We start from the raw sequence: 14,577 nt of genomic DNA, 5'->3' as shown, positions 1-14,577 counted from the left end.
ACTCTGACGGGAAATCTTTTATAACTCCTGTTCATGTTTTTTCTTTGCAGCTTTCTGTACAGATGGCTGTTCCGCTGTATTCTGCTGTGCCTTCTCCTGCTTTAAGCGTTCCAGAATAGACGGCTTAAGGATTCTGTCTGCTGTTTCCGGAAGTTCTTTTTCTTCTATGGCATCCCTGCTGTCTGTGCTGCTTCCTTCTCTGCCAATATCCTCATCTGCCATAATCGTCTCATTACCCTTTTCATCCATGTTCAGCAGGGCATTTAACTCGGATAATCGTTCCATCTTTTCATTCAGCTCTGCTTCTTTCGGGAATGGCTTCTTTACCTCTTCCTGTGCAGTAGCAAGCTGCTGTTGTACAGTTTCCAATTTCTGCTCACTTTCCGTCAGTTTCCTGTCGATAGAAGAAAGGGTGTTATGGATACGCTGCATATTTCCTATCGGGTCTTTTCCAATCTCCAGCTTATAAGAGCATTTTCCTTTGACCGTCAGTTCAAACGCATTGGAGAACATATTGTAGGAAGCAGATAACGCAAACCCATGATATTCCCCGACCTTTCCGCCGGTGCTGACAGTTTTTAACCCTGCACAGGCGGCGATCAATGCCTCGCCTGCTTCTTTCTTATCTTCATAAAGGACATTCCCTACCGTCATGGCAAACGTGTCATTATCCTGTAAATCCACGCTTTTTACTACCTGCGAATCCACCTGCATCCCGGCAATCCGCTCTTTCAATGCACTGATCTGTACCGGGAAATTCTTTGCAATATCGGATTCCAGACGGTAAATCTGACTGGTATGGTTTGCCTTTAGAAGTTTCAGCTTACTCACCTGCACATCCAGATCCATTTTTTCCTTAATGTACGGATTGCCTGTAGCAAGTGCCTTGATCTCTGCATAGGACAGTGCCGTATCATCCACATCTTCACAAGCCCTGACCGGGGATTTACTGGTCATGATCTGGCTGATGAACTTCTGCTTATTCTCCAAAATCTGCCACATATACGCATCAAAAGTATTTTCCGTCACATACCGGAATATCTTTACTTTGTCATTCTGGTTTCCCTGTCTTAAGATACGTCCTTCCTGCTGTTCCAGATCAGACGGCTTCCACGGACAGTCAAGGTGATGGAGGGCAATGAGCCTGTCCTGTACGTTGGTACCAGCACCGAGTTTTGGAGTGGAACCCATAAGGATTCTCACCTGCCCGGCCCGTACCTTTGCAAACAAATCTGCTTTCTTTGTCTCCGTGTTGTATTCATGGATAAACGCAATCTCTTCTTTCGGGATTCCCCTAGCAACCAGTTTGTTTCGGACATCATCATATACATTGAAAGTCCCATCCCCTTTTGGAGTAGACAAGTCACAGAAGATCAGCTGTGTTGTCCGATCTGCTTTTCCCTCGTCCCATACCTGAAAAGCATTTTCCACACAGGTATTGACCTTGCTTTTTTCTGCATCCGGAAGGAGTTCATTTAATAGCCTCTGATCCAATGCACATTTTCTTCCGTCATTGGTAATCTTGAGCATGTTGTCCACCGTTGGATTCACAAGACCGGCTCTTACTTCTTCCGCACGTTCCGAAAAGGCACTGACCATTTCCTGCTGTTCTTCACTTGGCTTCAAGACTTCATTGATAAACTCTGCTTCCGGTACGGGAAGATTCAGCATATCCGAAGTCTGAATATCCGCAGCTTCCTTAAAAATGGAGATCAGCTCCGGAAGATTGAAAAAACGGGCAAACCGTGTTTTTGCACGATAGCCCGTTCCTTCCGGTGATAATTCAATCGCTCTTGAATTATAGGTACATTATGGAAATTTAATTGATTTCTCCAACGAACTTGTAGAAAATCCGGATATTCTGGACTTTCTCTCCGTCGATGGTCTGAGGTTCAGATACCTCAATCTTTTCGATAAGACGGTTTACTATGGCTGTGGTCAGCTCTTTGATTTCTGCACATTCTGCCATTTCATTGGCAAGCTGTTCCGCTTTGCAGGTGCTGTCCTTCAGATTGTCAGCCGTAGTTTTCAGTTTTTCAATTTCTTCGGTTGTTTCTTTCTTTTCCTGTTCAAAATGGGTGGACAACATCCGGAACTGCTGTTCTGACACAAGCTGCTTTGTAAAATCCTCATACAGCTTGATGAACTGTCTGTCCGATTCGAGGAGCTTTTTCTCCAGTTTCTCCAGCTTTTTCTGGATATTTTCCCGGTTATTCACCGCTGTCATATCCATCTGCCCCAGTACCTTCCGCATGAATTTCTCCCGGTTTTTTATGACCTTTTTTGCATGGGTCTGGATGTCCGCAAGTACAAGTTCCTCCAGATCGTCCGCATTGATGCGGTGCTGGCTGCAGAACCCGGTTCCCCTCACACGGTAGATGCGGCACTGATAAAAAGTCCGTTCGATGACTGGCTTCTCTTTATTCCTGCCATCGGTATGCACCATCAGGGTACTTCCGCAGTCGGCACATTTTAAAATGCCCCGGAACTTATTCTCATACCCGGAAGTACAGGGCTTGACTTTCGTATGGCGGTCAAGGATTTCCTGCACCGTGTCCCATGTGTGTTCATCGACAAGTGCCTCATGGTCACTGGGAATAATGGTTCGCTCACTCATGGGGATATAACCCCTTGTTTCCTGCTTGAAATGCTTCTTATCATATTTCTGCACCCAGAAATAGCCTTTGTAAAGCGGGTTGCGTAAAATCCGGATAACGGTTTCCTGTTTCCAGCTATAGGCATCATCTTCTTTTACCAGAAACTTTCCAAAATATTCCGGTTTATAATATGCCGGCTTTGGGATTTTCTGTTCATAAAGGATTTTCCCGATTTTATTGTTTCCCATTCCCTGAAGTGCAAGCTGGAAAATATAACGGACGGTTGGTGCGGTTTCTTCATCAGCAATCAGGTGGTTTTTATCCTCCGGGTCTTTCTGATACCCGAATGGTGCGTGTGTTCCCATGAATTTTCCCTGGCTTGCCCGGATGTACTTACCTGACTTCACCTTTTTAGAAACATCCCTTGAATAAAACTCATTAAGAATGTTCTTAAACGGGGTAATATCCATCTCACCGCTGTTTGCGGAATCCACACCGTCATTCACGGCGATATACCGTACCTGATGTTTTGGGAAAAATACCTCGATATAAGCACCGCTCTCCAGATAGTTCCTGCCTAATCTTGAAAGGTCTTTTGTGATCACACAGGTAACTTTTCCTGCTTCGATGTCCGCTATCATCTGTTGAAAGGACGGACGGTTGAAATTCGTACCGGAATAACCATCATCTACATAAAACCGATAATTATAAATTCCCAGTTCTTCTGCTTTTCTTGTAAGGATCGCCTTCTGGCTCTGGATGCTCATGCTCTCGCCCACATTGCCGTCATCCAATGATAATCTTGCATAAAGTGCTGTCCATGTTTCTCTGATTTCTGTTGTCTGCATATTGACCTCCTGTGGTTTCTTCAATATCCAGTGACAGAAATACGCTGTCTTTATTATAGCGATTCCTGCCACCTCCTGCAACTGCTGATTTTATTTTTCCGGTGAAATCTGCATCTTTTCTCATCCCACCTTTTTCTGATTTTCCAGTTTCTCCTTTACATTCTGTTTCGCCGCTTCTTCACTAACGGCAGTCAGTACCTTTTCCATGCTCTCCTTGCCGGAATAAACGTGTTCCACCACATAGCGGATGGGTTCTCTCCGACGGTTCCCTGCTTTTCTCTGCATAAAATCCCTCCATAAATACCAATGCTGGCAGAGGATTATCCCTGCCAGCACACCAACTGTCAAACTATTGTTTCTGTTTTTCGTAGTCCTGCAATCTTTACTCATTGCAATCTCCTTTCTGCCTGCCGGGGAACATCCCGGCAGATTTTCCTTAACGATGTATAAATCTAAAGTTCCATTTCCTGATGTTTCTTCTTTTGCTTCTGCCCCCTGTCCATTTTTTCATGCTGTCGGCTCTGGGACTGGTCTTTGTTCTTCTGATCCCGCTCATCCATCTTCCGGTTATGACGAAGCAGCTCCACATAGGCAAGATTGACGGTACTCCTGCCGTAACGTCTGGACTGTTTCTCGTATTCCTGTGTCAGCTCTTTGATCTGTGCTTCCCACTTTTTCGGTGTGAATTTTTCTCCTTCCCGAAGAAGTTCATAGACCGGAATACGGAGTTCTTTCGCCGTTTCCAGTTCTTTCTTATGCTGGCTGTGATAAACTGCCTGTGCGATTCCTTTCTTCTGCAGATATTCATTACGGATGGGAATGTATGGAGCATAGGCGGCATAAGCCTCTGACAGTTCCTTTAACCGCCGGATTTCCCTTCCATCTCTGTTGCAGATTTCCTCTGCTTCTTTCTTGGATGCTTCTTGCTGTACTGCAAAGGTTTCCAGTGCTTCAAAGCTGTCAATGCCTTTTTCTTCCACGAACCTACGCACGTTTTCAATATCCATCAGTACTGCGCGATTACTTACCTTTTTAAAATTCGGTGCCTGTATCAGCGGCAGATGAAGCCTTCCAAATGCTGCAAGAATACGTTCCAGCATTTCCAGAACCTCATTTTTCATCGCTGCAAATACGCTGACTTCCTTTGTACCGGAAGTTTCTTTCTGTATCGAACCAACTGCCGTCTGTTCTGCTTCACCTTCCTGTGCCGCAGGGATGTCTCCTGCCATTTTTCCTGCTTTCTTTTCTGCGGCATTCTTTGCAGCTTCCGCAGCTTTTTCCTGTTCCCATTTCTCCAAATTTTTCACACTGTTCCATGCAATATCATAGAACATCCTTGCCCTTTGCAGCGTCTGGTTATGCTCCATGATTGCCCGGTTCGCATCCCCTTTTTCGGTACGGATGCCTTTCCTCTCCAATGCACTGGCAATCGGGCCTAAGTGTCTGGTCGGCTCCTGCTCCAGTCCCAGCTCTTTAAAAGAACGGTGTTCCCAGTATTCCGGCAGTCCGATCCGGTCATTCACCACATTGATGGTGTCCGTCAAATCCTTTCTCCATTTCCTGGAATTACCTTTTTCATTCCAGTCATTCACATCTACCGCCCTGCTCTTAAATCCCCGTCCGGACTTATTGCGGATTTTATTGCCGTCTTTATCAAGGATATATTCCTTTCTCTGCTTGGCTCCCCACTTCCCGTTTTCTTCCACCGGGCGCAGGGTGAGCATAAGATGGAAATGCAGGTTATGGATGCCATGTTGATTAACAGAATCATGGATTGCCCAGTCCGCACACATCCCTTTGGAAACAAAATTCCGCTGCACATAATCCCGCACCGTTTCTTCTGCCAGCTCATAGCTCCAGTCATTTGGAAGTGCTGCTTTCAGTGTCCGGCAAAGCTGGGCATTTTTCTGTTTCTCATTCAGCTCCACAGAGTTCCACAGCACTGCCCTGTCCAGCCATTCCTCCGGTGCATATTCCGGGAGATTGATTTCACAATGCACCAAATCTTCATGGTATTTCGGGCGATACGTTTTCCCGTCATACTCGCTGACAAGAACACTCCTGCTGATGTAAGAAGCTGCATCTACCGCCGACTGCCCTTTGCTCCGCTTTACAATGCCGAACCTTGTGCTGGCATATTTCGTGCGCATACTCACAAAGTTCCTCCCTTACCGTAAAATAGAGGGCAGCAAGAAAAGCCTTTGCAGATGGACGAAAGCCGGGTGTTTTTTCCGGGTTACGGGCAGATGCAAAGGATACAAAGGGGTAGGAAGCGCAGCGGACGGAGGGGAAAGGTTATTTCCCCTCTTGACTGGTGCAAGGCAGGCAACGCCCACCGCAGGTGCCCTCGGAGAGCGCACAAGACCATACGGAGTGTGGTCTATCTGTGCGCACCCCATAACTGGGGTGAACCCATACTCCCGGAGATACTGCTTACACTCCCTGCGAAAAACTGCCACCCGCAAAATCTTTTGAATTGGCGTATCCGCCGCTGTTTTCTTTTGTCTTTGTTTCATCGGCGTGACCGCCGTTTCTGTCTTTTTCATCTTCCATGTCATCCGCATTTTTCTCCATCCTTTTTACGTTTTCCACCGCCTGCCTGCACTCTGCCGAAGCAAGAGCCGCTGACAAGATCACATTCAGTTCTTTTTCTTCATACTGATAACATTCCGGGAAATACTTTGCAACAATGCCGCCCATCAGATATTTATGATGGTTCTGTGCTTTCCTGCGTTTCTCATTCTCCTTTTTGCGCTCTGCCTCATATCTTGCCTTTGCCTGTTCCAGATTTTTCAGTGCCTTATCCATTGCAGCACTGGTTTCATTCCTGTTTTTTATCATGTGTTTATACTCCTTTTCTCATTTTTCTGTTTGATTTTTTATTTTATGGCATAAAAAAACAGCCTGAACCTTTTCCATGTCCATAGCCGCTCTCCTGCCATTTGGTTTTCTATTTTTCTTAATTTCCGTATTTTCACGGACAGCTTTCTTCCTGACACAGAGCTGTCACCTCTGTGGTGCGGTTCTTTCACAAATTCCCCGCATTTTTATGGCGGTTCATTTTCTGCATCCTCTGCCTTGCCCATTGGCTGTGTTCCTCATTCTGCTTTCTCGGTTTCCGAAGATTGATGAGGTGTTTTTCACAGGAATAGGTTTTACTCACTTCGGTCTGCCCTACCACCCGGTAATGCTCCGGATAAGCTGCAGCCAGTGCATCCAGTTTTCGCATCATCTGCGGGCTGGCTGTATAAATACTGGCTTCCTGTTCATCGTTATTAAAATTGATAATCGTTTCCTGCTCATACTTTGTCAGTTTCATCTGCTTTTTTCTCCTTTCCGGCTCCCGCCTGTTCTGCTGTATTTGTATGCTGTTCCATCCACAAAGCCAGCTTCTGCTTTGTGACAAGTTTCCGCCCTCCCACCTGCAAGGTTGGAAAATCCGGACGGTTCAATAGCTGATACGCTCCTGCCTTTGAAATAGAAAGGGCCGATGCCAGCAGTTTTGCATCCAGCACGTCCGGCAGCGTTTCAAATAATTCTTTCCCCACAAAAATCACCCCCTGTCCGAAAATGGGTAAAAGAAAGCAGCTATCGTAAGGATAGCCGCCGATGGGATGGATGGATTAGAATGTTTCCAGATATTTCTGATATTCTTCTGAGATAAAATCCTCATAACAGTCTGCAATATGACGGATTCTTTTCAGCACCGCACTGTGTGTCTGATAGCCTACAGCTTCCGCAATCTCCTGTGCCGTATGCCCCTCCATTTTCATTTCCAAAATCTTCTTATCACGCCCGGAAAACCTTGCGGCAAACTCCGCAATCTGAAGTTCTGACAGCACCGAGTTTTCAAACTCACTCCTCGTATCCGGAATATCAAAGTCTGTGCCATTTTCTTCTGCTTCCTCTGCAAGCTGCTCTATGGATACCGTCTTTTTTCTGGAACGGCTGTGTCCCCACGAACGCATGAAGTCCAGCTTTACCTGACTTCCCCTTTTATCGAAGTCCTCAAGGGTTCGGTTGTTCCAGATTTCATCAATCATCGGCTGCCAGTTCTGTTCTTGTATAATTTCAGGTACAAGGGTACCGATCAGATTGCCAAACTGCTGATAAGTGAGCCACGGAAGTTCTGTTCCTTCCGGCACGTTGTAAAGCTGCTGGAAAGAAAATCCACTGACCTCAAATTTGTCACGTAGAAGCGGCAGCATAGAGTAAGAGAGCCTCCACAAAGGGAAGTCCCCGGAATACTGTGCCGGACTGCCCGGTATTTCCCGGTAACCACTTCCATTTTGATACGGTATTTCAAAATACTGCCATGCGCTCCATGCCACACAATCCCAGACCAGTTCCAGAAATGTATCATCCTTTATCAGACTGTCATATTTATCCGTCCGCAGCACCTCATAAGGGCAGCGTGGTAAGTTCAGATAAACAAGACGTTTGCTGACAAACTCCTGCGGCAGACTATAGAATAATGTCAGCCATGCTTTGCCGCCGTTCTTTGGAATTTTTATCACCTGTCCCTGCTTCATTTCAATGATTTCTCCATTGTCATTCTGCTTCTGTTCTTTTACATCTTTCATCCAAAATCACCCCCTACTGATACATGGCAGAAGTCCCATTAAAATGTTCCAATATTTTTGAATATTTTTGAAAAAGTTTTTTCTCTTTTAAATTTCACAATCTGTCCGTTATTTTCTAATATTTTTCTTCTGCTGTCCATCTGTTTTCAGCGGACATAAAAACAGGCGGTACCCAATCTGTTTGAATACTGCCTGTCACTATAATCTTTTTGTATATCCTATGCGTTTTCCCGCAGCCACCGATTGATGATATACTGCCAGTCCATTCCATCCTGCATGACACGCAGAACTGTAACTGTTTTCACTGCTTCATCCACGGTATAAAACAGCAGATAGGATTCACACGGTTTCATGTAAATATCATAACCACGATACCGGAAGCCTGTTGTATTATACCCGGTCGGAAGTGTATCAAGTGCAAGAACCGCTTTTTTAATCTTTTTGGAAAAGTTTTCTGCATATTCCCGGTACTTAAATTGCTGAAGGATATATTTCTTTTTTTCTTTCACATCCAGCTTGCCGCTCTGGGCAATGACAACTTTGTATTTTTTGTTTTCCATCCGTACCCCTTATACTGCATCAATTTCTGCCCATGCTTCTTCCACTGTCTGCACTCTGCCATTTTCCATATCGTCAATGGCTTCATCCAGCTTTGACAGAAGGACATCCATTGCATCGTTGATCGTATAAGTTGTTTCACGGGATTTCGTTGCCTGTGCCAATGCCATAACCATCACCCTTTCTTAAAATAGCACTCATGTTTCTGTCTTTATCATACCACGAACCATCAGAAATATCTATCATTTTTTGACAGTCACACAACACTGGATCTGATTTAATTATTCACACATTTTTTCATTAAACTTATAACCAACTCCCCACACAGTCTGAATATAGACCGGATGACTCGGATCATCCTCTATTTTTTCCCGAATATGGCTGATATGGCTCATCACAATATTGTAATCTCCAGAATACGGTTCATTCCAAACAATATCGTATATCTGCTCCTTACTGAATACCCTGCCGGGATTTTGAGCGAGAAGCTGGAGGATTTCAAACTCTGTATATGTAAATTTCTTTTCTTCATTACTTTTAACAACCTCTCGTCGCTTAAAATCAAAAATTATATCTTTGTAATTCACTTCTGAGTTCGAATACATTTGTTGAAATGCAAATTTCTCTCTACCAACGCCTAAGACTGAAATAATAGAATCTATTACCTTTTCTTCGTTTCCTTCAAAAAATATCAGTAATACTTTTCCTATATTCATCACTCCTCACGATACATTTCTTTTTATCTGATTTTTTTCAACATTCCTTTCTTAACCCCATATACAACATCACATAAAATATCAATATCCTCTTTATAATGACTTGATATCACCGAATATAACTCCCACCAATACAAATCCTACTAAAAACCTTTTCCGCTTCATTATTTTCCCTCACCTATGTAAAACGGCGCTACAATAGCACCTCATATAAGTAGATGTATAACCATTACTCGGATAATAATCGTCATCAATTCTTGCACCTAAATACCTAGTGTGCTGACCGTTTTATACTTAGCCAAATAATTCTTCCATATATTGCTATTCCATGTTACAATAAAAAGAAACGGCGGTGGCGACTATGGCAAGACCTAAGACTTATATTATTAAGCTCAGCGATGATGAAAGAGCAGCACTTCAAAAGACTATCCGTAACAAAAAGACTTGTAAAACTGTTTTAAAACGGTGTCAGATACTGCTTGAACTGGACGAAGAACAGGGAACCGGGCTTACCCATTCCCAGATTGCCCGCAGTTATGCAGTCTGCCCTGCCACTATAACTAATATCGTCCAGTCTTATGTCAAAAATGGCATAACGAATATTGTCCGTTACAATATCAGCCCCAATTCCAGCGCTGCGCTCCGTAAAATGGATGGACGTACCGAAACACGTATTATCCAGATGGCTTGCGGCCCTGTCCCGGAGGGACATTCCCGCTGGACGATCCGGCTACTGGAGGAAAAAGCCCGTGTTGAGCTTGATATTCCGGTTGGAAGGGAAACCATACGGGAAACATTAAAAAAAATGAACTTCGACCTCACAAAAACTCCTACTGGTGTATCCCTCCAAAAGAAAACGCAGAATTTGTAGCCTGCATGGCGGATATCCTGGACATTTATGAAATGCCATATAACCCTGAAGTTCCAGTGGTATGCATGGATGAAAAACCCTACCAGCTTCTCGGGGAAACCAGAGAACCTCTGCCCATGCGCCCAGGTGACACACAGAAAACCGATTCCGAATATGTCCGAAAGGGCTTATGCAGCATATTTGTATTTGTGGAGCCTTTGGGCGGCGTACGGCATGTAAGTGTCCGGGAACACCGTACTGCAGTTGACTGGGCTGAGGAAATCAGGTATTTAGTGGATGTCAGTTACCCTGACCGAGATAAGATCATACTTGTCATGGACAATTTGAACACCCATGCGCTTTCATCCCTGTACAAAACATTTCCAGCTCCGGAAGCCCGCAGGATTGCCAAAAAGCTGGAAATCCATTACACTCCCAAACATGGGAGCTGGCTGGATATTGCCGAAATAGAACTTAATGTAATGACACGTCAGTGTCTGTCCCGTAGAATTGCGGACATAGTACTGCTCCGTCAGGAGTTGGCAGCATGGGAGGGCAACCGCAATGAACATACCGCCTGTATCCAATGGCAGTTCACTACCGATAATGCCCGAACTAAGCTGGTATCTCTCTATCCTAAATTTGATGTGGTGGTGAAAAATAATTAGACTAAGTATAAAACGGTCAGCACACTAGTACCTGTACCAGTGTCTCCAGATCCATAATCAGTATACATTCTTCCTGTCTGACCAGTTTTTCTCCATATACCACTATTGGAACAGGCAACCCCACTGCTCTTCACTGGCACAAAGCGCATTCCATAAGGACTGCTTCCTGTTTTTTTTTACACCATATCATCATCCTTGAGAACCTGGACGCGCTTTACTATAAGGTTCCTGAGTAGTTCCAACCACGACCCCATCTTTATTCAGTATATTACCTGTTTTGGGATCTATATGAGAACCGGCTGGTGGCGTCCATTTTCCCGACTCATTCACTGTACCAAGCGCATCTTCCAATTCCTTTTTCGTTCGGGGCGTTTTCAGTTCTGGCGTTGGTGCCGAGCTGCCGTCTGCATTGTCTGTATTGTCTATATTGTCAGTACTCTCAATAGTTTCTTCTTGAACAAATGATTCTCCTGAAGTCCTGTTATTTTTAGACGTATCTCCATTATCTTTATCACTGCAGCCTGTACATAACACCATTATTACAAACAACAAGCTAAAAACAACTTCTTTCTTATGTGTCATTTTAATCTTTTACCTCCATTATGTCCGTTTAACTACTCCGAACCGAACTACTCAATTTAAAGTGATAGAATTCTATCATTGTCCCATTGGAATCCACTCCCTTTCAATGAACAAACTGAATTAACTGTAAATAAAGAACTTTGATCAAATCAATGACAAACTTTATTATCTTTATTTTTGCCATGATTTCAACCCCTTTTGCACCAAACGACATTTACAGTCTGTTTTTGGTCGATTTACACATTTTCTTTACGATACAAGGTGCTTGTAAGCCTGCTGTCAGTAATATTCCAACAGAAAAACAGATTGTATAGATGTACTTTCCCAGCAAGAATAAAGCTATATCTAACAGCCCAAACAATATCACGAAGAACACTGTTGTTTTTTTATATGTCCTTTTCTCGTTAGTATCAAGTCTTCTGTTTTCACTGTCTATTGGACTAAATGTAATCAGGCTCACAGACGCAATAACTGTAGCTATTGCCAACTTCAAATCACATTGCACATGCATTGATAACATTATGCACAGAAACAATAGAAAACCAGATTCAAGAATACAAGTGTGCAAATTTTTTGCATGATAACCACCACTAAATTTTCTCAGAACCATAAACGGAAAAATAAGTGCAACTCCGTGTTTTACACTCCCTAAGCCAAAGCCAACACCTCCTGCAAGGATAAGTGGTGATACCAATAGAAAAAAACTATATAATGCATACTTGTAAAGTTCCTTATCCGCCTCGTTTATCGCATTACACCGGACCATCCAATCAACTCATTTTTCCATTACTTGTTTCTCCTGTATTTCATTAATTCTTTCGGTGCTTTTGGCTGATACATAATCGCACATGAAGCTGTGTTGGCTTCAGTCTGTAACACAACATCTAATGCTGCTTTCATCCCTTTTGCAACCGATTTAGTTACCCGTTTCTTCATAATGTCCTCTCTCCTTTCCTAAAGATTGTCATTGATTTTCACATAAACAATCATATGCCGGAGACTTTATCGAACTGCTTGTAAAACGAAATAACAAAACAAAAACATATAATGAACCAAAATTGTAATTAAAATGTCTTTTCATACGCATTTTTTGCATTTGGAAATTCTATATGATAAGATGTATGTAAATATACATTCATTAGAAAGCCAGGTGCAAAAATGCGTATTTTAATTTGTGATGACGATACTCTGATAATTGAACAATTACAGAAATATATTGAATCCTACTTTGAGTCAAATCATTTAAAATGTCCCGAATTAGTTTCCTTTACCAGTGGCGAATCTTTATTGGCTGAGAAAAGCGAAAAAGATATTGTTTTTCTGGATATTGAAATGCCCGGTATGAATGGAATTTATGTAGGAAATGAATTAAAAAAAGCAAACAAAAATGTCATTATTTTTGTGGTGACCTCATATTCTGAATATCTGGATGAAGCAATGCGTTTTCATGTATTCCGCTATCTTTCCAAACCTTTGGACAAGCAGCGTTTTTTCCGAAATATGAAAGACGCCTTAGCATATTACAATTCCATTACTACCAAAATTCCTGTTGAAACTAAGCAGGGAGTATATTCATTTCCTGCTTCACAGATAATTACAATAGAAGCACAGGGACGAAAAGTAATTGTACATACTACCCGGCAGGATTTTGATTCCATTCATAATATGGATTATTGGCTGGAACAACTCCCCAAAAACAGTTTTTTCCAGACACACAGGAGCTTTATTGTTAATTTCGAACATATTGTGGACTTTGATCATTCCACCATACATTTATCGAATCAGCAGATTGCAGCTTATCTGACACGCAGAAAATACAGTTCCTTTAAAAATGCTTATCTACTATATCTGGAAAGTATGAGGTAAAAATAAATGGGACATATCGTTTTACTTCTTTTTAGCTTTTTTACAGAAGCAGTTATACTATGGCAATACGCATCCAGCCTTTTTACCTCTTCTTATAGCAGTAAAATAAGGCTGGCACTATTGAGTGTTCTTTATACAATATTGTTTCTTCTTTCCCTGCTCGAACAAACAGGACTAAACGTTGTCAGCTTTTTTGTGTTTAACACTGTTTTTCTTTATATGTTGTTTAAACTCAAGTTGTTATTGGCACTCTTCCATTCGGCTATCCTTACAGCAATTATGGGTATATCTGAAATTGCAGTTCTGGGGATTACATCAAGATTTTTTCCGCATTTTCTCTTAGAAACAGATGTCGAACTTGTTTTTTATACGGTTTTTAGCAAAATTTTCTTTTTTGCAGTCATCTATTTATTAATTCATCTGTTCAAAGGAAAAAAATCAAATCAGGAACAGTACGATCACTCCGAACTTCTTTTAATGTTAATTCCGGTTTCGTCTATTTTTATAATTTTTACTTTTGCAGCAATGGGTGAAACATCAGCCTTTGCACCGCCTATTGATTTTATGGTAACAATCTGTGCTGTTTTTCTGCTGATGGTCAATCTGCTTGTATTCGGCATCAACCAATATAATCAGAAAAAATCACAGGAATATACTGATATGCAGTTGCTTCTTCAGAAAGAATCGGATTCCGTTGAATACTATGAAATGATGCTTTCACAAAATGAAAACCAGAGCATTCTGATTCACGATATAAAAAAACATCTACAATCTATCAAATTACTCAATGAAAAAAATGATTCTGATAAAATAAATGCTTATATACAACAGCTTATGGAATCTTCTGACTTAAAAGAAACCTCAAAAATCTGTGATAATGAAATGCTGAATGCAATTCTCTGCCGCTACCAGCGACAATGTAATGAAAAACATATTGTTTTTCATACTGACATCAGAAGCGGTACTGTTCAAAATATTTATCAGCATGACTTAACATCGTTATTCTGCAACTTATTGGATAATGCAGTGGAATCAGCAGATAATATCCCTGATTCTTTTATTGAGCTTACAGTACAAAAAAAGGAAAATTCACCTTTTATCGTTATCATAATCATAAATTCCTGCCGAAGCACCCCTGTATATGATCAGGATGGACTTCCTGTATCCCATAAATCAAGCAAGGGCAGACATGGTTTCGGAATCAAGAGTATTAAAAAAGTCGTGAAACAATATCACGGAAATTTGCAAATGTATTATGATAATGATTCCGGTACTTTCCACACAATCATAACCTTGAAACAATAAATGC

At 42.2% G+C, this 14,577-nt stretch carries 19 protein-coding genes; 4 read left to right on the top strand and 15 right to left on the bottom strand.

From position 1 onward, the window contains the following. Positions 1-18 precede the first annotated feature (18 nt). From G5B11_RS09170 to G5B11_RS09115, 12 genes are all read right to left on the bottom strand, one after another. Positions 19-1,671, bottom strand: coding sequence for a helicase C-terminal domain-containing protein (locus G5B11_RS09170; RefSeq protein ID WP_244092956.1), 1,653 nt, complete (start codon positions 1,669-1,671; stop codon positions 19-21). 148 nt (positions 1,672-1,819) lie between these two features. After that, a complete protein-coding gene (locus G5B11_RS09165; protein WP_117456763.1) occupies positions 1,820-3,445 on the bottom strand; it encodes a recombinase family protein in 1,626 nt (541 codons plus the stop codon). Next, a complete protein-coding gene (locus tag G5B11_RS09160) occupies positions 3,384-3,569 on the bottom strand; it encodes a hypothetical protein (protein WP_055056597.1) in 186 nt (61 codons plus the stop codon). Before G5B11_RS09160 ends, G5B11_RS09165 begins: the two co-directional genes overlap by 62 nt. Next, the gene (locus G5B11_RS09155) at positions 3,566-3,835 is read right to left on the bottom strand and encodes a hypothetical protein (RefSeq protein ID WP_055152805.1); all 270 of its coding nucleotides are present in this window, start codon (positions 3,833-3,835) and stop codon (positions 3,566-3,568) included. The genes G5B11_RS09160 and G5B11_RS09155 overlap by 4 nt, the downstream gene beginning before the upstream one ends. A 62-nt stretch (positions 3,836-3,897) precedes the next feature. After that, complete coding sequence (locus G5B11_RS09150) at positions 3,898-5,595, bottom strand: MobA/MobL family protein (RefSeq protein WP_055152807.1); 1,698 nt, start codon at positions 5,593-5,595, stop codon at positions 3,898-3,900. Between the two features lie 283 nt (positions 5,596-5,878). Next, on the bottom strand, positions 5,879-6,286 hold the full coding sequence (locus tag G5B11_RS09145; protein WP_070100048.1) for a hypothetical protein: 408 nt from the start codon (positions 6,284-6,286) through the stop codon (positions 5,879-5,881). A 187-nt stretch (positions 6,287-6,473) separates the two neighbouring features. Further along, a complete protein-coding gene (locus tag G5B11_RS09140) occupies positions 6,474-6,764 on the bottom strand; it encodes a hypothetical protein (protein WP_055152809.1) in 291 nt (96 codons plus the stop codon). Further along, complete coding sequence (locus G5B11_RS09135; RefSeq protein WP_055152811.1) at positions 6,745-6,993, bottom strand: hypothetical protein; 249 nt, start codon at positions 6,991-6,993, stop codon at positions 6,745-6,747. Before G5B11_RS09135 ends, G5B11_RS09140 begins: the two co-directional genes overlap by 20 nt. 75 nt (positions 6,994-7,068) lie before the next feature. Further along, complete coding sequence (locus G5B11_RS09130; RefSeq protein ID WP_173727770.1) at positions 7,069-8,028, bottom strand: hypothetical protein; 960 nt, start codon at positions 8,026-8,028, stop codon at positions 7,069-7,071. Positions 8,029-8,246: 218 nt separating this feature from the next. Next, complete coding sequence (locus tag G5B11_RS09125; protein WP_055056593.1) at positions 8,247-8,588, bottom strand: type II toxin-antitoxin system RelE/ParE family toxin; 342 nt, start codon at positions 8,586-8,588, stop codon at positions 8,247-8,249. A 9-nt stretch (positions 8,589-8,597) separates the two neighbouring features. Beyond that, positions 8,598-8,756 (bottom strand): hypothetical protein, encoded by a 159-nt coding sequence (locus G5B11_RS09120; protein ID WP_154108127.1) that lies wholly within the window; start codon positions 8,754-8,756, stop codon positions 8,598-8,600. A 111-nt stretch (positions 8,757-8,867) separates the two neighbouring features. Beyond that, the gene (locus tag G5B11_RS09115) at positions 8,868-9,302 is read right to left on the bottom strand and encodes a winged helix-turn-helix domain-containing protein (protein WP_055152815.1); all 435 of its coding nucleotides are present in this window, start codon (positions 9,300-9,302) and stop codon (positions 8,868-8,870) included. Between the two features lie 361 nt (positions 9,303-9,663). On the opposite strand from G5B11_RS09115, the gene G5B11_RS09110 reads away from it, so the two are divergent. Beyond that, the gene (locus G5B11_RS09110; protein ID WP_055152817.1) at positions 9,664-10,173 is read left to right on the top strand and encodes a helix-turn-helix domain-containing protein; all 510 of its coding nucleotides are present in this window, start codon (positions 9,664-9,666) and stop codon (positions 10,171-10,173) included. Next, positions 10,098-10,820: an IS630 family transposase gene (locus G5B11_RS09105; protein ID WP_156331230.1), complete on the top strand. Its 723-nt coding sequence runs from the start codon at positions 10,098-10,100 to the stop codon at positions 10,818-10,820. The genes G5B11_RS09110 and G5B11_RS09105 overlap by 76 nt, the downstream gene beginning before the upstream one ends. 189 nt (positions 10,821-11,009) lie before the next feature. Here G5B11_RS09105 and G5B11_RS09100 read toward each other — a convergent pair whose 3' ends face one another. From G5B11_RS09100 to G5B11_RS09090, 3 genes are all read right to left on the bottom strand, one after another. Beyond that, complete coding sequence (locus G5B11_RS09100; protein ID WP_055152820.1) at positions 11,010-11,402, bottom strand: hypothetical protein; 393 nt, start codon at positions 11,400-11,402, stop codon at positions 11,010-11,012. A gap of 214 nt (positions 11,403-11,616) precedes the next feature. Further along, on the bottom strand, positions 11,617-12,168 hold the full coding sequence (locus tag G5B11_RS19575; RefSeq protein WP_119253250.1) for an accessory gene regulator ArgB-like protein: 552 nt from the start codon (positions 12,166-12,168) through the stop codon (positions 11,617-11,619). Between the two features lie 20 nt (positions 12,169-12,188). Further along, positions 12,189-12,338, bottom strand: coding sequence for a cyclic lactone autoinducer peptide (locus G5B11_RS09090; RefSeq protein ID WP_055152822.1), 150 nt, complete (start codon positions 12,336-12,338; stop codon positions 12,189-12,191). A 222-nt stretch (positions 12,339-12,560) separates the two neighbouring features. On the opposite strand from G5B11_RS09090, the gene G5B11_RS09085 reads away from it, so the two are divergent. Both G5B11_RS09085 and G5B11_RS09080 read left to right on the top strand, forming a co-directional pair. Continuing rightward, the gene (locus G5B11_RS09085) at positions 12,561-13,268 is read left to right on the top strand and encodes a LytR/AlgR family response regulator transcription factor (protein WP_055152824.1); all 708 of its coding nucleotides are present in this window, start codon (positions 12,561-12,563) and stop codon (positions 13,266-13,268) included. Positions 13,269-13,274: 6 nt separating this feature from the next. Then, positions 13,275-14,573 carry an ATP-binding protein gene (locus tag G5B11_RS09080; RefSeq protein ID WP_173727768.1) on the top strand — a complete coding sequence of 433 codons (1,299 nt, stop codon included), beginning with the start codon at positions 13,275-13,277 and terminating at the stop codon, positions 14,571-14,573. Positions 14,574-14,577: the final 4 nt, after the last annotated feature.

The organism is Blautia glucerasea (assembly GCF_013304385.1).
Taxonomy (GTDB): Bacteria; Bacillota; Clostridia; order Lachnospirales; family Lachnospiraceae; genus Blautia_A; species Blautia_A ammoniilytica.
The sequence above is the reverse complement of the archived record's forward strand: the minus strand, read 5'-3'. Positions and strand labels throughout refer to the sequence as shown.